Source organism: Desulfoluna butyratoxydans, from assembly GCF_900699765.1.
Classification (GTDB): Bacteria; Desulfobacterota; Desulfobacteria; order Desulfobacterales; family Desulfolunaceae; genus Desulfoluna; species Desulfoluna butyratoxydans.
Map to the genome: position 1 here is coordinate 30,996 of NZ_CAADHO010000013.1, position 18,803 is coordinate 49,798.

Genomic DNA, 18,803 nt, shown 5'->3' on the forward strand with positions numbered 1-18,803 from the left:
TTATCGGAACGTTCACCCTTTGCCGTGCCGGAAAAACTCAGGAAATGCGTCTGGTGTGGGCTTTTTCTGATGATTTATGCCTGCATGGTGCCTGGTACGAATTCGGTGTGTGGTAGCAGGGGAGGCGGGGGCGACGCGCTTTCGCCGGGGAACATTTGACAACGGGAGAACGTGTGTATTACACTTCGAAGTTACTTTACGGGTAATGCCTTTTAAAGGGTGGGCATTTTCATCCACACGTTTTTTAAGCCTTAGCGTCCAGGGCTGTCTTCATGGGAGAAGTCCGCTCCGGCTGGTCGGGATTAAAAAAGGACAAAACAAGGGACGTTGTGTGGATGAAAATAACCCTGAAAAAGAGGGAAGAGGAAAGGCCCGTAAGGAGGAAGTTGGGAAGTTTGGGAAGTTGGATCCGGGCCTTTTTTAAACCGGTTGATGATTTTCAGGGAGGTATAGCCTTTTTGGGACCATCAACCTTTGTTTGTTCCCCTTCGAACCCCCAACGCGGATGGGGGTTCGAGGTAGTTCTTCGATGGTGACCGGCTTTGGAAGTGATGAAGAAGGGACGAACAACTTCATCAGGAGCCGCGCAACATCTTGGTGCATAAGTATAAGATATTTTAAATCAGGTCAAATTCAACGTATTTAAGAAGTTTATCAATATGATTGATTTGTCCCCGTGGGTGTTCCGGTTCCTGGGGCTAAAAACCACAACGGGCCGCCTCCCCGGAAGGGACGACGGCCCGTTGCATGACGTCCTGATGCTTATCAGGCAAAGAGTGTGGACATGAGACGGGTGACACCGAATCCCCCGATGGTCAGCCACCCGAAGAGGATCAGGGCCAGCCATACGGGCTTCATGCCGACGCCCCTGATGCGGCTGAAGTTGGTCTCGATACCCAGGGCGCACATGGCCATGGTGAGGATGAAGAGGTCCAGTTTGTTCCAGAAGGCCACCACGGGGGTGGGGATCACGTTCATGGAGTTGATGCCGGCCACGACAATGAAGAGGATGGCAAACCAGGGAATGGTGATCTTACCACGCTTTCCTTCTTCGGCCCCTTTACGGCGCCCCAGCCAGATGCTGATCCCGATGAGAAAGGGGGCGATGAGCATGACACGGAGCATCTTCACGATGATGGCTGAGGATGCGGCCTCCGGGGAGATGGCGTTTCCTGCGGCCACGGCGTGTGCGACCTCATGGATGGTGCCTCCGATATAGATCCCGAAGAGCTTTTCGCTGATGTCGAAGAAGCCGGCTTTGTAAAGGGCCGGGTAGAGAAACATGGTCAGGGTCCCGAAGAGGACGACTGTTGAGACGGCCATGGCACTCTTATGGGCATCGGACTTCAATACAGGCTCTGTGGCAAGGACGGCCGCCGCACCGCAGATGGAACTGCCGATGGAGGTGAGCATGGCCGTTTCGTAGTCCAGCTTGAAGAATTTGATGCCCAGGAAGCTTCCCATAAGAAAGGTCGAGGTGGCCATGGTGACGCTCACGGCGAACCCGGCGGTCCCGACGGCGGCGATATCCTGGAAGGTGATACGGAATCCGTAAAGGATAACACCGAGCTTCAGCAGGGTACGGGTGGCAAACACGATGCCGGGCACCCATCTGGCGGGCAGTGCCATGCGCAGGGTGTTGCCGTAGATCATGCCGAGCATGATCCCTATAATCAGGGGGCTGACCCCCATTCTTTTGATGGGCGGAAATTCAGAACAGTAGATAGCTGTTGTGGCGAAAAGGGTGACGAAAAGGAGGCCGTTCATGGCATCTTTACGACTTTCTGCTGGAAAAAACATCGGTTACCGCTCCTTGTGTCCTGCTATGGGTGGTCCGTTTAACGGGCCGAAATCGTGTGCGATACGTTGTGTCAGTCCGTCCGCGGCGTGAAGAAACACCTCTCCTGTGCCTTGCATGTGCAAGGATCCGGCGTTATTCAACGTGTGGGAGACGAACGTGAGTCAGGGTGTTTTGCATGGCTTTTAACCCAACGTATCCGGCCATGCGTTTTTATCCCGGGGGGTGGAGTTTTTTTCAGGATGTATCGGGCACCGGGCGGTGAAAGGACTTGCACGTGTCGCGCCGCCCGGTGCCGTGGAGATACAGACTGCTTTTTTTGTTGCTCCACTCCGTGAAGGAGATGAGCTTGTTTTATGAATAGGGCTGTGATAAGTCAAATTCATTGTATTTAAAAAGCTCATAAAAATATTTGATTTTTACGGGTGATTGGTTTAAAATTCAAGGTGTTGTTTCGCGTAAAAGCGTTCAATGCTGGGGGAAAAACAGACATACCGGTACGTTTCGGTTCTATATCAAGGAGATGATGTTACCATGCAGATGCGCATGACATTACGGCAGCTGGAGTTGTTCCTGGCTCTGGCAAAGAGGCCGCACATCGGGGAAGTGGGCAAAGAGGTGGGGCTGACTCAGTCGGCCGTATCCATGGCCATTAAGTCCCTGGAAGAGATTCTGGAGACGAGGCTTTTCGATCGGATCAACAAAAAGATCGTGCTGAATGAAAACGGACGGCTGTTCCTCGGGCGTGTGGAGCACCTTGTGCTTGGCCTGAAGGAGGCGGAGTCCATCTTCAGGGATGAGCACCTTCACGGCGAGATCCGTGTGGGGGTGAGTTCGTCCATCGCAAACTATATTATTCCGAAGATCTTCTACAGCTTCATGCAGACCCACGACGGGGTGAGCTTTAAGATGGAGACGGGCAACACCCATGAGGTGGCCTCCTTGATCGAAAGCGGCCGGGTGGACATGGGGTTCATCGAAGGGGAGTACGACGGTCTGGATATCCAGCACGAGGTCCTCGGCAAGGACGAGCTCTACATTGTCACCGGGGATGCGTCCCTGGTACGGGATGAGCCGTACCGCATGGAAGAGCTCCTCGGAAGGCGCTGGGTGCTTCGTGAAAAGGGGTCCGGTACCCGAGAGACCTTCATGGACCATTTGGGTGATCTGTCCAAGTCGCTGAACGTTTATATGGAGCTGGACCACACCGGTGCGGTAAAATCGATCCTGTCCAACAGGGACACGGTTTCGTGCCTTTCACGGTACAGTGTGCAAAAAGAGCTGAAATACGGCCTTTTGTTCAGGCTCCCCGTGGAGGGGTATTCGTTTACGCGGTCCTTTTATACCATCTGGCACAAAAACAAGTTCATGAGCTCGCTCATCACCGCCTTCATTGAATTCACCCGTAGCTGGGACGGCATGTCGCGCTAACCCGGATATGTCATGAAAAAAACAGTCAGGCAAAGCGAACAGCACATGATTTCAGAAGGCTATATTAATATTAAAAATGCCGGCTGTTTTGAAAATGCAACATGTACATCAGCGTTTGCTGTTTGATTTTTTTACCCTTCGGGCGAGGCGGGTGCACTCATCTGCAGCTCTGATGCCTTGCATATGAGCGCACCCGACTCGTGAAATATCCGGGCCTGTCCTGCCATTTCCCCACGGCGTGCGGATTGTGCCACCATATCTGCGGTTGCCCTGCCGGGGCATTGCTTGTCCCGGCAGGGCAACTGTGATAATTTGGTGTCATACTAAATTGTTGCCTTCCCATCTCCCCTTGCGTTGAGACCTGCGATAATCGCGCCTTCCCCCCTCCTTATATAAATCCAGCCCATACAAGCCTTTTCGGGAGAAGCCTCATGTCCCCTTCCGGCATTCCCTTGAAAACCTCGGAGCTTCTGGTGAAAGCCCTCGAAGGAGAGGGCGTTCGGCATGTGTTTGGCGTGCCGGGTGAGGAGAACCTCGATTTTCTGGAGGCCCTTCGCACGTCTACCATCCAGCTGGTGCTGACCCGGCATGAGCAGGCCGCTGCCTTTATGGCCGCGACATATGGACGGCTTACCGGGCGTGCCGGGGTGTGTCTTGCCACCCTCGGACCCGGAGCGGCAAATCTCGTGACAGGTGCAGCCTACGCCCGGCTTGGCGCCATGCCCATGGTGATGATCACCGGCCAGAAACCCATTACCCGGAGCAAGCAGGGGCGATTCCAGATCGTGGATGTGGTGAGCATGATGCGTCCCCTGACAAAATTCACCCGCCAGATCGTCCACGGAAACACGGTTCCTGCCCTTGTCCGCGAATGCTTCCGGCTTGCTGAGGAGGAACGGCCCGGACCCGTGCACCTTGAACTGCCCGAGGATATTGCAGGCGAGGTGGTGGAGGGCTGGCATCTGATTCCGCGAAGGGCCCCCTGCCTCAGCTGTGCGTCTCGGACCTCCATTGAAAAGGCTGCGGAGATGATTGAGGCGGCTGTCTCCCCGCTTTTGCTCATCGGGGCCGGGACCAACCGGAAGCAGGTGATCGAACCGCTGAAGGCCTTTGTGGAGAAGACCGGGATCCCCTTCTTCAACACCCAGATGGGCAAAGGCGTCATTGGCGGGGCTCATCCGTTGTATATCGGAACCGCGGCACTGTCGGACAACGACTACCTCCATTGTGCCATCGACCGGGCGGACCTCGTGATCAACGCAGGTCACGATGTGGTTGAAAAACCGCCTTTCTTCATGGTGCCCGGTGGCAAGACGGTGATCCATGTCAACTACAGCCCTGCGGAGGTGGACACCGTCTATTTTCCGCAGCACGATGTGGTGGGGGACATCGGCAACAGCTTCACGCGGCTTACGGAGAGGCTGGCCAGGAACGACCACCACGATTTTTCCTACTTTATGAAGATCCGCAAGGAGGTTCTCGGGCATATGGGGATGGATGCCGACTCTCCACGGTTTCCTTTGTTGCCCCAGAGGGTGGTGGCGGATGTTCGCAAGGTGTTGCCGCCGGACGGTATCGTCGCCCTGGACAACGGTATCTTCAAAATCTGGTTTGCCCGGAATTACAGGACCAACATGGATAACACCATCTTGCTGGATAATGCCCTGGCCACCATGGGGGCCGGGTTGCCTTCGGCCATGGTGGCGGCCATGCTTAACCCCGGCCGGCGGGTGATGGCCGTCTGTGGGGACGGAGGGTTCATGATGAACTCCCAGGAGATGGAGACGGCCGTTCGGTTGGGGCTCAATCTGGTTGTTCTGGTTCTGAGGGACGACGCCTATGGAATGATTCGCTGGAAACAGGTCATGGAGGGGTATGCGGACTGGGGCCTGGAATACGGGAACCCTGACTTTGTGCTTTATGGAAAGGCATACGGTGCAGGTGGGCATCGGGTGGCGAAAGCAGAAGCGTTATTGCCGCTGATGGAGGCGTGTTTTGAGCGGGGAGGGGTTCACCTTATTGAGGTGCCTGTGGATTATTCTGAAAATCAGCGGGTACTGATTGATGAACTGGCCGCCCGGGTGTGCCTGTTGTGACTGGTGACACCGGATACCCTTTTGCGTCGCTTTGTGCGTCGGACTCATTGAACAACAGACAGAATTTTATGAGGAGGGCGATATGAAGGTGGAGGTGCGATCCCCCTGGGATGGGACGGTGCTGGAAACGTTGCATATGGGCGGTATAGCCCATGTGGAAGAGCTGCTGCACAAGGCCACGGGGGCTCTTCGGAGTTGCAAGGCGTGGATTCCCGTGTGGGAGCGTCGGGAGATCCTGTTGAAAACCGCGGCGGATGTCAAGGCGAGACATGAGGAGTTTGCCCTGCTCATTGCCCGGGAAGGGGGAAAGCCTCTCATGGACGCCAGGGTGGAGGTGACCCGTGCCATCGGCGGCATTGAACTGGCCGCAGAGGAGATGGGACGCATGTCCGGTCGGGAGGTTCCCATGGGGCTGACTCCGGCCTCCACCGGGCGTCTTGCCGTGACGATCCGGGAACCCATCGGCGTGGTGGTGGCGGTGAGCGCGTTCAATCATCCTTTGAACCTGATTGTTCACCAGGTGATGCCGGCGGTGGCCACGGGATGTCCGGTCATTGTCAAGCCGGCCACGCGGACGCCCCTGTCATGCCTGGCGCTGGTGGAGTGTCTGCACAGGAACGGGCTCCCCGAAGCCTGGTGCCAGGTGGCGCTTCTCGGTCGTTCAGAGGCAGAGGCCCTGGTGACGGACTCGCGCGTGGATTATTTCAGTTTCATCGGCTCGGCAACGGTGGGGTGGGGGCTGCGAAGCAAACTGGCGCCGGGGACCCGGTGCGGCCTTGAGCATGGGGGGGCGGCTCCCGTGGTTGTGGGGGATAGGGTTGACCTGGATCTTCTGGTTCCTCCTCTTATGAAAGGCGGCTTCTACCATGCCGGCCAGGTGTGTGTGTCGGTTCAACGGGTCTTTGCCATGAAGGGCATTGCAGGGGAGCTGGCAGCCAAGATGGCCCAGGCCGCATCGACGTTGATTGTGGGCGATCCCACCGACAGCAGCACCGATGTGGGGCCTTTGATCCATTCCGGGGAAGCAGACCGGGTGGATGAGTGGGTGAAGGACGCGGTCAAGGACGGAGGCCAGGTGCTGTGTGGCGGCGTCAAGGTGGCCGAATCCGCCTACGCCCCGACGATTGTCATGGCCCCTCCCAAAACGGCCCGGGTTTCCACGGAAGAGATTTTCGGCCCGGTGATATGCGTCTACCCCTGCGAGGACGTAAATGACGCGGTACGGCGCGCCAACAGCGTCAAGATGGCTTTTCAGGCCTCGGTGTTTACCCAGGATATCGATACCGCCATGCATGTTGCCCGTCACCTTGACGCATCGGCCGTCATGATCAACGACCACACCGCTTTCAGGGTGGACTGGATGCCCTTCGGCGGCAGGCGTGAGAGCGGCCTGGGCGTAGGGGGCATCGGCTATACCATGCGCGAGATGACCCAGGAAAAACTGATCGTTCTCCATCACCGGTAGGGGCTCAGGCTCATACTCATTCCCGTTCGCTTAAGCAAAGAAGGGTCAGGCAAATTAACTTGACAAAATTCCCTGTATTATGTCAAAAGATTATGTATCGGAAATTGCACGATATTTTTCATTTCATACCTTCATTCTTTTCAATTCAGAACCAGCATCCCGTCATTTCGATGCCATATGATTCGATAAGGAGGTTATGTATGCCTCGCAGCCTTCGAATGCTTGTGCCGGATCGGGCCTGTGCCTATCACATTATTTCTCGAACTGCCCTTGACGGGCTTCCCTTTGACCCCCGGGACAAAGATGAGTTGGTGAGGCTCATCAAATGGCTCAGCACCGTCTATTTTGTCGATGTTCAGGGGTATTGCATCATGGGAAATCATTTCCATATCCTCGTTGTCGTGCATCCTGATCTCGCCGCAACCGATGCTGAAATAAGGCGAAGATATGTCTTGCGGTATGGTTTCAAACGCGTTTTTCCGGAGTCAGAGATGGCACGGCTGAAGTCGAAATGGTGCAACCTTTCAGAATACGTGAAAGAGGTGAAACAGACCTTTTCGAGATTCTACAACAAGAGAAGGGATCGTAAGGGGACGCTGTGGGGGGATCGATTTAAAAGCGTCATCGTCGAAGATGGTGGCGCGATGCTCAACTGTCTGGCGTACATAGATTTAAATCCCGTCAGGGCGGGCATCGTCAAGCGCCCGGAGGAGTATCGCTGGTGCTCGCTCGGGTACCATGCGCAGACCGGGAACCGGGACACGTTTCTGTGCGATGATTTCGGCCTTTCGGGGTTCGGAACGTTTTCTTCGGACGAGCGACTCATCAGGTACCGTGAATACGTCTATCATGCCGGTGCCATAGACAAAGCAGGTGCCGCAAAAATTGAACGCGGTGTCCTTGATAAGGAAATAAAGAGCGGGTTCCGAATAGGCAAGGCAAAGTGCCTTGAGTACCGGGCAAGATTTTTCACGGATTCCGGTGTTATCGGTTCCCAGAGTTTTGTTGAAGGGATGATTCACCATTTCAAAGCGGTTGTTCCGGCAAAGCGGAAAAGGGTTCCCCTGGAAATATCCGGATTTGAGGGGCTGTTTACCTTGAAACGTTTGAGCCGTGCCTGAATCGTTTGGTTGATGGTGTCTTTACGCACGGGGTGTGTTGGCAGGGAGAAGTGCGCGCGTAGAAAGGATTTGCAGTCTCCGTGGGGGCATTCGGCGCCTGAAAGGTATTGTCTTCTTAAGAAAATGCAATAAACGGGAGGGGACGCTACTCGTATTTCTTCCGGGGTGGTTGCTTGCCGGATAGCATATGGTGAATTAGGTCTTTGTTATAACGAGGGCGACCCCTGTATGTGTTGTCGCTTGAATGAAAATTCGCCTGCATATTTGTTCGAAGGATGGATTGGGCTTTCAATTATTCGATTTTTTGCCTGACCCTTTTTCTTTTTTAAACCATGCGTGAGGTTTTGATAATATTTGCCTGACCCCCCAAAGAGAAAAAATAAAATTGTGCAGGGGATGACGAATGATGTATAGTGTGGTGATTGAATGTCATGAATCCTCAATGATTTATCTGTGTTGTTCTCCTTTTGCCCTCCGGCCCTGAAAAGACTCTGAACCTGTGGTACCGCCTTTGTTTTTCCCGTCATGGCAACAGCGCCCCGGCGTGCTTCAAACACGGGGCTTCACGCAACGTATACACCAACAACAGGGATACCAACCAGAAGAGGGAGAGCCGCCATGAAGAAACGATGGATGCTTGCCGCTGTGGTCGTTTGGATGATTATCGGTGTGGGGGTGGTCAACGCCATGAAACCGGAGCCCGACCCCGATAAGCTGTGGCGATACATTACCGAGGTGTCCGCCTATGATTCCTGGGGATTCTGGGGAGATCACGTCGGGCTCCAAGCCGGGGGAGCCCCACATGGGCCCTTCCACAAGGTGTTTGTGAACAAGCTGGGCCTTGATTCCAAAAAGCCCCCGGTGCGGTACGGCACCCTTATTGTTAAAGAGAATTACGGTGATGAAATGGGCAGGGATTTAAAAGCCGTCACGATCATGTACAAGGTCAAGGGGTATAATCCCGAGGCCGGTGACTGGTTCTGGGTGAAGTACAGCCCCGAGGGAAAAGCGGAAAAATTCGGGCGCCCCCAGGGGTGCATCGATTGCCATGCCTCCATGGTGGATCAGGATTACATCATGGTTCACGGATTTGGTGCAGAGGAGGAGTAAACAGGCCCTAACCCGGATATTTCACGAGTCGAGTGCACCCATATTCAAGGCATCAGAGCTGAAAATGGGTGCACTCGGATCGCCCGAAGGGTGAGAAAATCAAACAGCAAACGCTTATTTACATTTTGCAGTTTCAAAATAGCTGATATTTTTATTGTAGCTATTCGAAATCATATTGTTTTCCTTTCGGATAGCTGTTTTTTTATGACATATCCGGGCTAACCACGAAGCTCGGACATGCTTCCTGCCTCGCCTCTTAAGCAGGATATGCAGCAGGCGTGTTTCCGCTGGCGTAACATTACAAAGAAGTCATTTGGTTTGTCCGTATGCCGGGGTGTAAAGTAGCCGCATGTTTCCCTTTGGGGGATATGCGGTTTTTTTTGTGAGCCTTATGGAAAGAGCGATGGCAGAGGGCCGGTCAGGGTTTGTTCTCCTTGAAACCTGATCCCAAAATGATTATATATTTGCTGCAATTCTCTGAAGCAATGGGGCTGTTTATTGACGCCCTGCATGCTTTGGCAAAGGAAACGATCGCAGTGTGTTGCATGGCCTCCCGTGACGGGATGCGCTTTCTGGCGGTGGAGCTTTACAGCCCGGCGCCTCTGCAATCCGTTTTCTAAAGACATGCCGCTACCGTGGCTTTGCCACCCTCGCCGTCGGAGCTTGTTTACTCTGTTTTCCTGAAATGGAGCAGCGGACCTGGAAAAAAACGATGACTGCCGCGTGATTGTGTTGAGCCCTAAGCGTGTTCGGGTTGAACCTCATGTCTGAGCTGACCGGAGAGACTACATATGGAAGAACTCAAAGCAAAAGTGGAAGAGGCCCATGGCCGTATCAACGCCGTTCGCCAGGAGATCGGCAAGGTGCTTGTGGGACAGACGAAGCTGGTGGACGGACTTCTCATGGGGCTTTTCACCCGTGGGCACATTCTCATCGAAGGGGTGCCGGGCCTTGCCAAGACCAGCGCGGTGAAGGCCGTTGCCGACGCCGTGGACGCCGAATTCAAGCGCATTCAATTCACCCCGGACCTTTTGCCCGCAGACCTTGTGGGGACCGAGATTTATCGCCCCCAGTCATCGGATTTCGTCACGCGCAAAGGGCCTTTGTTTCGCAATATCATCCTTGCCGATGAGATCAACCGGGCCCCGTCCAAGGTGCAGTCCGCGTTGCTGGAAGCCATGCAGGAACGCCAGGTGACCATCGGTGACCAGACCTTTCCCCTTCCCGATCCCTTCCTCGTCCTGGCCACCCAGAACCCCATCGAGCAGGAGGGCACCTACCCCCTTCCCGAAGCCCAGGTGGACCGCTTCATGTTCAAGCTCCTCGTGGAGTACCCCAGCAAGTCCGAAGAGAAAGAGATCATGCGCCGGGTGGGCTTCGAAGTCCCGGAAGCGGTCCGCGCGGTCCTGTCTCCCGCAGACCTGTCTGCCATCTTTGACCTGATCCATGACATCTACATGGACGAAAAGCTCCGGGACTACATCGTGGACCTGGTCTGCGCCACCCGGGAGCCTGCCGAGGTGGACGAGGACCTGGCCGCATGGATCCGGTTCGGCGCCTCTCCCCGGGCCACCATTTTCCTCAGTCTTGCGGCACGTGCCTGGGCCTTTCTCCAGGGCCGCACCTACGTGACCCCCCAGGACGTCAAGCAGATCGCGCCGGACGTCCTGCGCCACCGCATCATCGCCTCCTACGAGGCCGAAGCAGAGGACATCACCACCGACACCATCATTGAGCGGCTCTTCGAGAGGGTGGAGGTGCCCTGATATGCTGCCTGCCGAGGTGCTGAAAAAAATCAAGCGGATCCACATCCGAAGCCGCCGCATGGCCGATACCATGATGGCGGGGCACTACCGCTCCGTCTTCAAAGGGGCGGGCATGGAGTTCGAGGAGGTGCGGGAGTACACCCCCGGGGACGAGATCCGCAGCATCGATTGGAAGGTCTCCGCCCGTATGGGCCGCCCCTTTATCAAGCAGTTTCGCGAAGAGCGTGAAATGGTGGTGATGCTCCTCATCGACATGAGCCGCTCCGGGTTTTTCGGGACCGGGGAGAACTTAAAGGTGGACAAGGCCGCGGAGGTGGCCTCGGTCATCGCCTTCAACGCCATCAAAAACGGGGACAAGGTGGGGGCGATTTTTTTCACCGATCGCGTGGAGCAATACATCCCCCCCAAGAACGGTTCCGCCCATATCTGGCGGGTCATCCGGGAGATCTTTACCTTCACCCCATCGTCCCGGGGCACCGACATCGAAGAGGCCGTGGCCTTTCTGGCGAGGGTCTGCCGCAAGCGCACGGTAAGCTTCGTAATCTCCGATTTCCTCTCCGACCCCTGCACCCGCACCCTGCGGCTGGTGGGAAGAAAACATGAGCTCATCTCCATTCTCCTTTCCGACCCCGGGGATTTTCTGCTTCCCTCGGGCGGGCTCCTCACCACCCGGGATTTCGAGACCGGCCGCACCGTTGTCCTCGACGTGTCCAGCCGCAGGTGCCGGGAGAAGGTGCGCCAGGTCAAGCTGGCTGAAAAGGCGGAAATCATGGATGAGATGAAGCGCGCCGGGTTGGACGTCATCGAGCTCTCCACCGAGGCCTCCACCACGGACGCCCTCACCCGGTATTTCACCTGGCGGGAAGGGAGGAGACGCTGATGACATCCCCGATTCAAAGGATTCTCCTGGCTCTTTTGCTCATGCTTGGCCTGGCCGTGACCTGCCTGCACGCCGAGGAGGCTTCCCAGCCCATCGCACCTCCCGCGGCAGACTCCCGGGCCATCGCCCCCCAGGCCCCGGACAAGGCACCCATGACCGATATCCACGACATTGCCCCGCCCCGATTCACCGGTCTCTCCTCGGGGGTGAAGAAGGCCATGCTCTATGGCGGCATTGTCCTTGGGGTCGTGATCCTTGTGCTGATCGGGCTCTGGCTCTGGTTCCGGCGCAAGCAGGGGCCCAAAAAGGCCCCGGAGATCTACCAGCCCCCGGATGCCCTGGCCCTGATGGCCTTGGATCGTATCGAGGCACTCATGGGGCAAGATGGAAAGGCTTTTTATTTTGAGCTCTCTGAAACGGCTAAGCACTACCTCAAGGGGCGCTTTGGCCTCGATGCCCCGGAGATGACCGTGGAAGAGCTGCTCCCGGCCTTGTCCGGCCTGCCGGTCAGCCCGGAGCAGAAAAAAACGGTTTCCGGTCTGTTTACACACGCCGAGCCCGTTAAATTCGCCGGTCTCGCTCCCGACGCCGGGATCATGGCCGAGGATTTTTCCGCCATCCGGCGTTTTGTCACGGATACGGCCCAGAAGCCGGACGAGGATGCATCACACAACGACTGAGTGACGTTTCAGGCCCGTCCTGCACCTGAAACGTCTTTGCGGGGCGCTTTTACGCGACCTGCCGGAGGCATGACATGTTTGAGTTTGCAACGCCGTGGGCGTTTCTTTTGATGGGGGCCTTTCCGCTCCTCTGGTGGGCGGGGCGAAGGCGCAAGGCCCCGGCCCTGAGGGTCTCCACCACCGTTTCCTTTTCCCTGGTGGAGCGGTCCTGGGCTGTGTCCGGCGCGAAGCTGGTGCCCTTGTGTGCCATGGTGGCCCTTTTTTTGATGATCGTTGCCCTTGCACGGCCGCGCATGGGCGTTGAGCACAGCATGGTAAAGACCGCCGGGGTCAACATCGTCATCGCCCTGGACACCTCGGGCAGCATGGCCGCCCTGGACTTTACCCATGAGGACAAGACCGTCAATCGCCTGGAAGCCATTAAGCAGGTGGTGGATCGGTTCGTGGCCGGGCGGAGCGGGGATCGCATCGGCCTGGTGGTGTTCGGCACCGAGGCCTTTACTCAGATACCCCTGACCCGGGATTACAACACCATCTCCTCGATCCTTAAAGAGGTGGAGATCGGCGCGGCAGGAGAACAAACGGCCATCGGCGATGCCCTGGGCATCTCCCTGAAACGCCTCGAAGACATCGAGAGCACCTCCAACGTCATCGTGCTCCTCACCGACGGGGAGAACACCGCAGGGGAACTCACCCCCATGCTCTCGGCCGAGCTGGCCGCCAAACGGGGCGTCAAGGTCTACACCATCGGCGTGGGCACCAAGGGCAAGGTGCCCTTCCTTGTGGACCATCCTCTGTTCGGCAAGCGCTACGTCTATCAGGAGGTCTCCATGGACGAGGAGACCTTGAAAGGGATCGCGTCAAAAACCGGCGGCCTCTACTTCCGTGCCGAGGATGCCGAGGCCCTGGCACAGATCTGGGCCACCATCGACCGCATGGAAAAGAGTGAGGTGGAGGTGACCTCCTGGACCGAGTATCGCGAGTACTACCGCATTCCCCTTCTTCTGGCCGTGGCGCTTCTCCTGGCCTCCGTTACTCTGGGCAACACACGATTTTTGAGGGTACCATGACCTTTGCAGACTCACACATGCTTTACCTGATCTGGCTCGTACCTGCCGTGGCTGCGCTGTTCGCCTGGGGCGGCATGAGGCGCAGGCGTATTCTTTCCTCCTTTGCCTCGGAAAAAAGCCGGGCCTCGGTGCTCCCGGAGCGTACAACGGGCCGTCGCCGGGTCAAGGCGACCCTCATGGTCCTGACCATCTTAAGCCTCATCCTCGCCCTGGCCGGGCCACGCTACGGGTATGTCTGGCAGGAGGTGGAGCGAAAAGGCGTGGACATCGTGGTGGCCCTGGACTGCTCCAAGAGCATGCTGGCCGAGGACGTGAAACCGTCTCGTCTGGAGCGGGCCAAGCGGGAGATCATCGACCTTCTGGCCATGCTGGAAGGGGACCGCGTCGGGCTGGTGGCCTTTGCCGGGGAGGCCTTTCTGCAGTGCCCCCTCACCCTGGACTACAGTTCCTTTAATATGTTCCTGGACGCCCTGACCCCTTCATACCTGCCCGTGGGCGGCACCGACCTCGCAGGGGCCCTCGCCGTTTCCATGGAGGCTTTCAAGACGGAAGACGCCACGGACAAGGCGGTGATCCTCATTACCGACGGAGAGAGCACCGACGGCACCCCCGAAGAGGTGGCAAAAAAAGCGGCGGAGCTCGGGATCAAGGTCTTTACCATCGGTGTGGGAAGCAGGGAAGGGGTGCCCGTCCCCGATGCCGGTGGCGGGTTCAAGAAGAACCGGGACGGCAGCATCCTGCTCTCCAAGCTTGACGCCACTACCCTCAAGCGCATGGCCGCCATCACCGGAGGCAGCTTTGTGCGGTCCGTGGCAGGCGACATGGACTTAGACGTCATCTACACCCAGGGCATCCGCAAGACCATGGAGGCCCGGTCCCTGGAGAGCTCCCGCAAGAAGGTGTGGGAGAACAGGTACCAGTGGTTTCTGGCGGCGGCCGTGGTCTTTCTTCTGGCCTACCTCGGCCTGGGAGACGCCAAAAATAACGGCACCGCCGTGCTGGTGGCCCTGTGCCTGCTTCTGCCCCGATACGCCAGCGCCCTGGACCTTGCCTCTCCTCTGGAAAAGGGGGTGACGGCCTTTGACGCCGGAGACTATGAGGGGGCCCTGACCCACTTTATCGACGGTCAGCTCAACGACCCGGACAACCCGGCCATTGATTTCAATATCGGCACCGCCTATTATCGCCTGGGAAAATTCGACGAGGCCGCCCACAGCTTTGAGCGGGCCGCCCGTTCCGACGACCCGTCCCTTAAAAACAAGGCGCTCTACAACCTGGGCAACAGCCGGTTCAAAAAAGGTGAGGTAAAGGAGGCCATCGAGACCTGGGAGAACCTTCTTAAAGAGGCCCCGGAGGACAAACGGGTCGCCGAAAACTTGGATTTTGCGCGGAAACGGCTGGAAGAGATGAAACCGCAGCCCAAAAACCAGCAGGGGAAAGGCGACAACCAGCCCAACAAGGACGGAGAGCAAGACTCGCAAGACTCCCAGAGCCCGGGTCAACAGGGCCAGCAGGATCAGGAGCAGAAAGACCAGGGCCAGAAAGATCAGAGCCAGAAAGATCAAGGGCAACAGGGGCCCCAGGGAGGGCAGGATCAGCAGCCAGCCCCTGACCCGGAAAAACCCGGAGACGAGAAGGCAGGCCAGCAGCAACAGGCCCCAGATCCCGCCGATGCCAAACCCGCAGGCGGCCAGTCCGGAGATGAAGCCCCCGGCACAGAGGAGAGCCAGGCGATGGGCAGCCAGGAAAAGCCCGGAGACGAGGAGATGCAACAGGCCGCCTCCGCCCTTAACCGATTGAAGGACAAACCCGGCGGCGTCATGATGCGGCGCGCCGAAAAACGACGTGTGGAAAAGGACTGGTAGATGAAGCGCTTGTTTCTTTTTTTGATAACGGTACTGCTCGTGGGCCCCTGGGCCTCCGGTGTTCAGGCCCAGGGAGCGCGGGCCGTGGTGGATACCAACCGGTTGCGGCTGGGGGAATCCCTGACCCTTCGCGTCATCGCCGATTTTGACGACGCCCGGGTGGCAATGCCCGAACTGGCCGATTTTCGCGTGTCGCCCAGGGGCACCAGCTCCCGCGTTCAGAGGATCAATGGAACCACCACCCGTGAGGTGGAGAGCCTTTTTCTGCTCATCCCCTTGCGAACCGGCCAGCTTACCATTCCGGCCATCCCCGTCCGGGGAAGAGGCGTGCAGGCCGTGACGCGGCCCATCGTGGTCCAGGTGGATGAGCGCAGCGCCGCGTCAATCTCAGATCAGCCCTGGTCGGTGACGGCCGAGGTCTCCAACACCTCGCCATACGTTGGAGAGCAGGTGGTCTGGACCTTCAGGTTTCAAACCGCGGCCGCCTTTCAGAATGCGCGCCTGGGAAAACCCGATTTTAACGGCTTCTCCTCGGATGAGATGGGGGAAGGCCGGGCCTTTGAGCGGGTAATCAACGGCAGGCGCTATGCCATCCATGAAGTCACCGAGCTGCTCATCCCTCAGAAAGCAGGTGCTTTTGAGGTCCAGCCGGCAAGCCTGTCCGTCGCCGTGGTCACGGGGCGCTCCCGAAGGTCCCGGGACCCTATGTTTGATGATTTTTTCTCCACCCGTAACGTGATGGAGCAAAAGCTCCTCACCACCGAAGCCGTTGCCCTTACCGTCCGGCCCCTGCCGCCGTACTCTGGGAAAACCCCTTTTTCAGGCCTTGTGGGACATTTTTCCCTCACAGCTGCCCTTGAAAACGATGAGGTTAAGGCTGGAGACCCCCTGACCCTGACCCTGACGATCCAGGGCACGGGCAATATCCGCGATGCCGCAGCTCCCCTGGTCTTTCTGCCCGAGGGCATGAAGCAGTATGGGGACACCCCCGTGGAGGAGATCGCCATGGGCCCCTCGGGGTGGCAGGGGAGAAAGACCTTTAAAACAGCCATCGTGCCCCTCAAGCCCGGAAAGGTGACCATCCCGTCCGTCTCCCTGGTGTGGTTTGATCCCCAGGCCGAAACCTATCGCACCGAGAAATCCGGGCCCCTCACCTTTACCGTGACGGAAAACACAGCCGCCGAGGCCGTGGAGGTCTTTCAGGCAGGAAGCGGGGATGCCCCTTCGTTGGCGCCGGAGAAACAGGCCGTCCGCCTCAAAGGGCGTGACATCCTGCCCTTAAACGTGGACCCGGACGCCGTCGTCCACAGGGCGCCCATGGATGTAACTCTTTTTTTGACCTGGCTGGCAGGGCCCTTCGGGGTTTTTTTGATTCTTGTGGTGGGGCTCAATCGCTTTGCACGGGGCCTCAGCGTGGGCCAGGCCCTTGGGCGCAAGGCATCGGCCAGGCTTAAGGAAGCGGAAAACGCCACGGGCGATACCGAGCAGTTTTACGGAGCCCTTCACGCCGCCCTGGTGGCCGTCATGGGAGCCCTTGCCGGGCGCCCCGTGGAAGGCTTGACAGGTGATGATATCCGGCAGATCGTATCCCGGGCGAGTGGCTCCCCCGAGGCGGGCGAATCGTGCGTGGCTATCCTGGAGTCCGTGGAAGCCGCCCGGTACGGCGGTGCTGCTGAAGGGGAGGGGGGCCGCAAGGAAAAAGTCCGGACCCTTGCGAAGCTTTTGAAGGAGGTGAAAGCATGAAGCGCCTGCTGTGTATCCTGATTCTGTTGATCCCCGCCGTGGCCTTTGGCAGCGAATCCTCCAAGGCTTTTTACGACGGCATCGCCCACTACGAAAAGGGCAGCTACGACGAAGCCCTGGAGAGCTTTCTCTCCATCTCCGGTCAGGGCATTGAAAACGGCAAACTCGCCTACAACCTGGGCAACACCTACATGCAGATAGGGGACCTGGGCCGCGCCGTCCTCTGGTACGACAGGGCCCATCGCCTCATGCCCGCGGACCCGGATCTGACTTTCAACCGGAACCAGGCCCTCTCCCAGGTGAAAGACCGCCAGGAGGGGACGGAAAACCCGGTGATGTCCGTTCTCTTTTTCTGGAAACAGGGGCTCTCCCTGAAAACCCTCCAACAACTTGCCGTGGGCTTGGGAGTGCTCTTCTGGGGTCTCCTGGCCCTGGCCATCCTTTTGCGGAAAACACCCCTTAAAACCGCAGCCGCCGTAAGCGGCGCCCTGTTTCTCCTCCTGGCCTCCACGGCCCTCTGGGACACCGTTTCCGACGTACGCATCCAAAAGGGCGTGGTGCTACCACAGGCCGTCTCCGTGCGTTCCGGCCTTTCAGATACCGCCACCGAGCTTTTTGTCCTCCACGCAGGCAGCCGGGTCACCGTGGAGCAGGAGCGCAGCGGCTGGGTCCGCATCGCCTTTGCCCAGGGCAAGATCGGCTGGGTGAAAAAAGAGAGCGTCGGGGTTATTTGAGGTGGCAATGAAAGCCTCAACCGAGCCGATTCCATTGGAGCGCCGCACTCCTGTGCGGCGTTCGCATGACAACGGCATCCCGGACCATGCCTTTGAACCAGCAGTCAATAGAATCACTTCACAACAAGACGGTTTATCCCGTAACCCGAAAAGCCGCACGAAGTGCGGCGCTTCTCAACCGAGCCGATGTCTTTGGAGCGCCGCACTCCCGTGCGGCATTCGCAGGCCAACGGCATCCCGGACCATGCCTTTGAACCAGGTGTCAATAGAGTCACTTAACAACAAAACGGTTCATCCCGTAACCCGAAAAAGCCGCACAAAGTGCGGCGCTCCACAATCGAGCTGACACCATTGGAGCGCCGCACTCCTGTGCGGCATTGGCAGGCCAATGGCATCCCGAACCATACCTTCAGATCGGGCGGTCAACATGATCACCCTGGCACAGGAGGAAGCATGACGCACCTTGGGTGGTATTCCCGGGGGTACCTTCCCCATTGTGATGCACCGGGCGCTTTGCAGGCCATAACCTTTCGTCTTGCCGACAGCCTTCCCCTTGATGTGTTGAAGAAAATGGAAAGAGACGTTGCGGCATCACCTGACGGCCAAAAGAACCGTAGATTGCGCCGGCGCATCAATGAGTGGCTCGATACAGGGTATGGGGCGTGTCTTTTGAACCATCCTGAATGCGCGGCAGTTGTTGCTGACTCGTTTCGGTTTTTTCACCAAACGCGTTATGAACTCATCGCATGGGTGGTGATGCCCAACCATGTTCACCTTGTTATCCGGCAATATGAGGGCTGGCCCCTGGGTGGGGTGATTCGAAGCTGGAAGGTCTTTACCTCAAAGAAGATCAGGGAAGTACATGGGGGGCCACTGCCCGAGAAAATTTGGCAACGCGGCTTTTGGGATCGGTTGATTCGAAATGAACACCACTATGAAGCTGCTCTTCAATATATCGCCGACAATCCTGTACATGCAGGGCTTGTGGCTTCTTCCCATGAATGGCCGTGGATGGGCTTGCCGTCGTTGTAAAAAAGCCGCACG

14 protein-coding genes are annotated in these 18,803 nt (G+C 57.6%); 13 read left to right on the forward strand and 1 reads right to left on the reverse strand.

Annotated elements, in window-relative coordinates:
- Positions 1-765: 765 nt before the first annotated feature.
- Complete coding sequence (locus MSL71_RS23820) at positions 766-1,800, reverse strand: YeiH family protein (protein WP_180146132.1); 1,035 nt, start codon at positions 1,798-1,800, stop codon at positions 766-768.
- Between the two features lie 532 nt (positions 1,801-2,332).
- Here MSL71_RS23820 and MSL71_RS23825 point away from each other — a divergent pair.
- The 13 genes from MSL71_RS23825 (at position 2,333) to MSL71_RS23885 (ending at position 18,791) form a co-directional block, all read left to right on the forward strand.
- Positions 2,333-3,229, forward strand: coding sequence for a LysR family transcriptional regulator (locus MSL71_RS23825; RefSeq protein WP_246317903.1), 897 nt, complete (start codon positions 2,333-2,335; stop codon positions 3,227-3,229).
- A 431-nt stretch (positions 3,230-3,660) separates the two neighbouring features.
- Entirely contained in the window at positions 3,661-5,325 is a 1,665-nt protein-coding gene (locus MSL71_RS23830) for an acetolactate synthase large subunit (RefSeq protein WP_180146134.1), read from the forward strand.
- An 82-nt stretch (positions 5,326-5,407) separates the two neighbouring features.
- Complete coding sequence (locus MSL71_RS23835; protein WP_180146136.1) at positions 5,408-6,790, forward strand: aldehyde dehydrogenase family protein; 1,383 nt, start codon at positions 5,408-5,410, stop codon at positions 6,788-6,790.
- Between the two features lie 200 nt (positions 6,791-6,990).
- Complete coding sequence (locus MSL71_RS23840) at positions 6,991-7,911, forward strand: transposase (RefSeq protein ID WP_180146141.1); 921 nt, start codon at positions 6,991-6,993, stop codon at positions 7,909-7,911.
- Between the two features lie 618 nt (positions 7,912-8,529).
- Positions 8,530-9,021, forward strand: a complete 492-nt coding sequence (locus MSL71_RS23845; protein WP_180146144.1) for a cytochrome P460 family protein — start codon at positions 8,530-8,532, stop codon at positions 9,019-9,021.
- Between the two features lie 791 nt (positions 9,022-9,812).
- Positions 9,813-10,787, forward strand: a complete 975-nt coding sequence (locus tag MSL71_RS23850; RefSeq protein WP_180146147.1) for an AAA family ATPase — start codon at positions 9,813-9,815, stop codon at positions 10,785-10,787.
- A gap of 1 nt (position 10,788) precedes the next feature.
- Positions 10,789-11,667, forward strand: coding sequence for a DUF58 domain-containing protein (locus MSL71_RS23855; RefSeq protein WP_180146151.1), 879 nt, complete (start codon positions 10,789-10,791; stop codon positions 11,665-11,667).
- A complete protein-coding gene (locus MSL71_RS23860) occupies positions 11,667-12,347 on the forward strand; it encodes a hypothetical protein (RefSeq protein ID WP_180146154.1) in 681 nt (226 codons plus the stop codon). The genes MSL71_RS23855 and MSL71_RS23860 overlap by 1 nt, the downstream gene beginning before the upstream one ends.
- A gap of 74 nt (positions 12,348-12,421) precedes the next feature.
- The gene (locus MSL71_RS23865; protein ID WP_180146157.1) at positions 12,422-13,417 is read left to right on the forward strand and encodes a vWA domain-containing protein; all 996 of its coding nucleotides are present in this window, start codon (positions 12,422-12,424) and stop codon (positions 13,415-13,417) included.
- Positions 13,414-15,282, forward strand: coding sequence for a VWA domain-containing protein (locus MSL71_RS23870; protein ID WP_180146160.1), 1,869 nt, complete (start codon positions 13,414-13,416; stop codon positions 15,280-15,282). The genes MSL71_RS23865 and MSL71_RS23870 overlap by 4 nt, the downstream gene beginning before the upstream one ends.
- Complete coding sequence (locus tag MSL71_RS23875; RefSeq protein WP_180146163.1) at positions 15,283-17,025, forward strand: BatD family protein; 1,743 nt, start codon at positions 15,283-15,285, stop codon at positions 17,023-17,025.
- Positions 17,022-17,759, forward strand: a complete 738-nt coding sequence (locus tag MSL71_RS23880; protein WP_180146166.1) for an SH3 domain-containing protein — start codon at positions 17,022-17,024, stop codon at positions 17,757-17,759. The genes MSL71_RS23875 and MSL71_RS23880 overlap by 4 nt, the downstream gene beginning before the upstream one ends.
- A 453-nt stretch (positions 17,760-18,212) precedes the next feature.
- Positions 18,213-18,791, forward strand: a complete 579-nt coding sequence (locus MSL71_RS23885; protein WP_180146168.1) for an REP-associated tyrosine transposase — start codon at positions 18,213-18,215, stop codon at positions 18,789-18,791.
- Positions 18,792-18,803 lie beyond the last annotated feature (12 nt).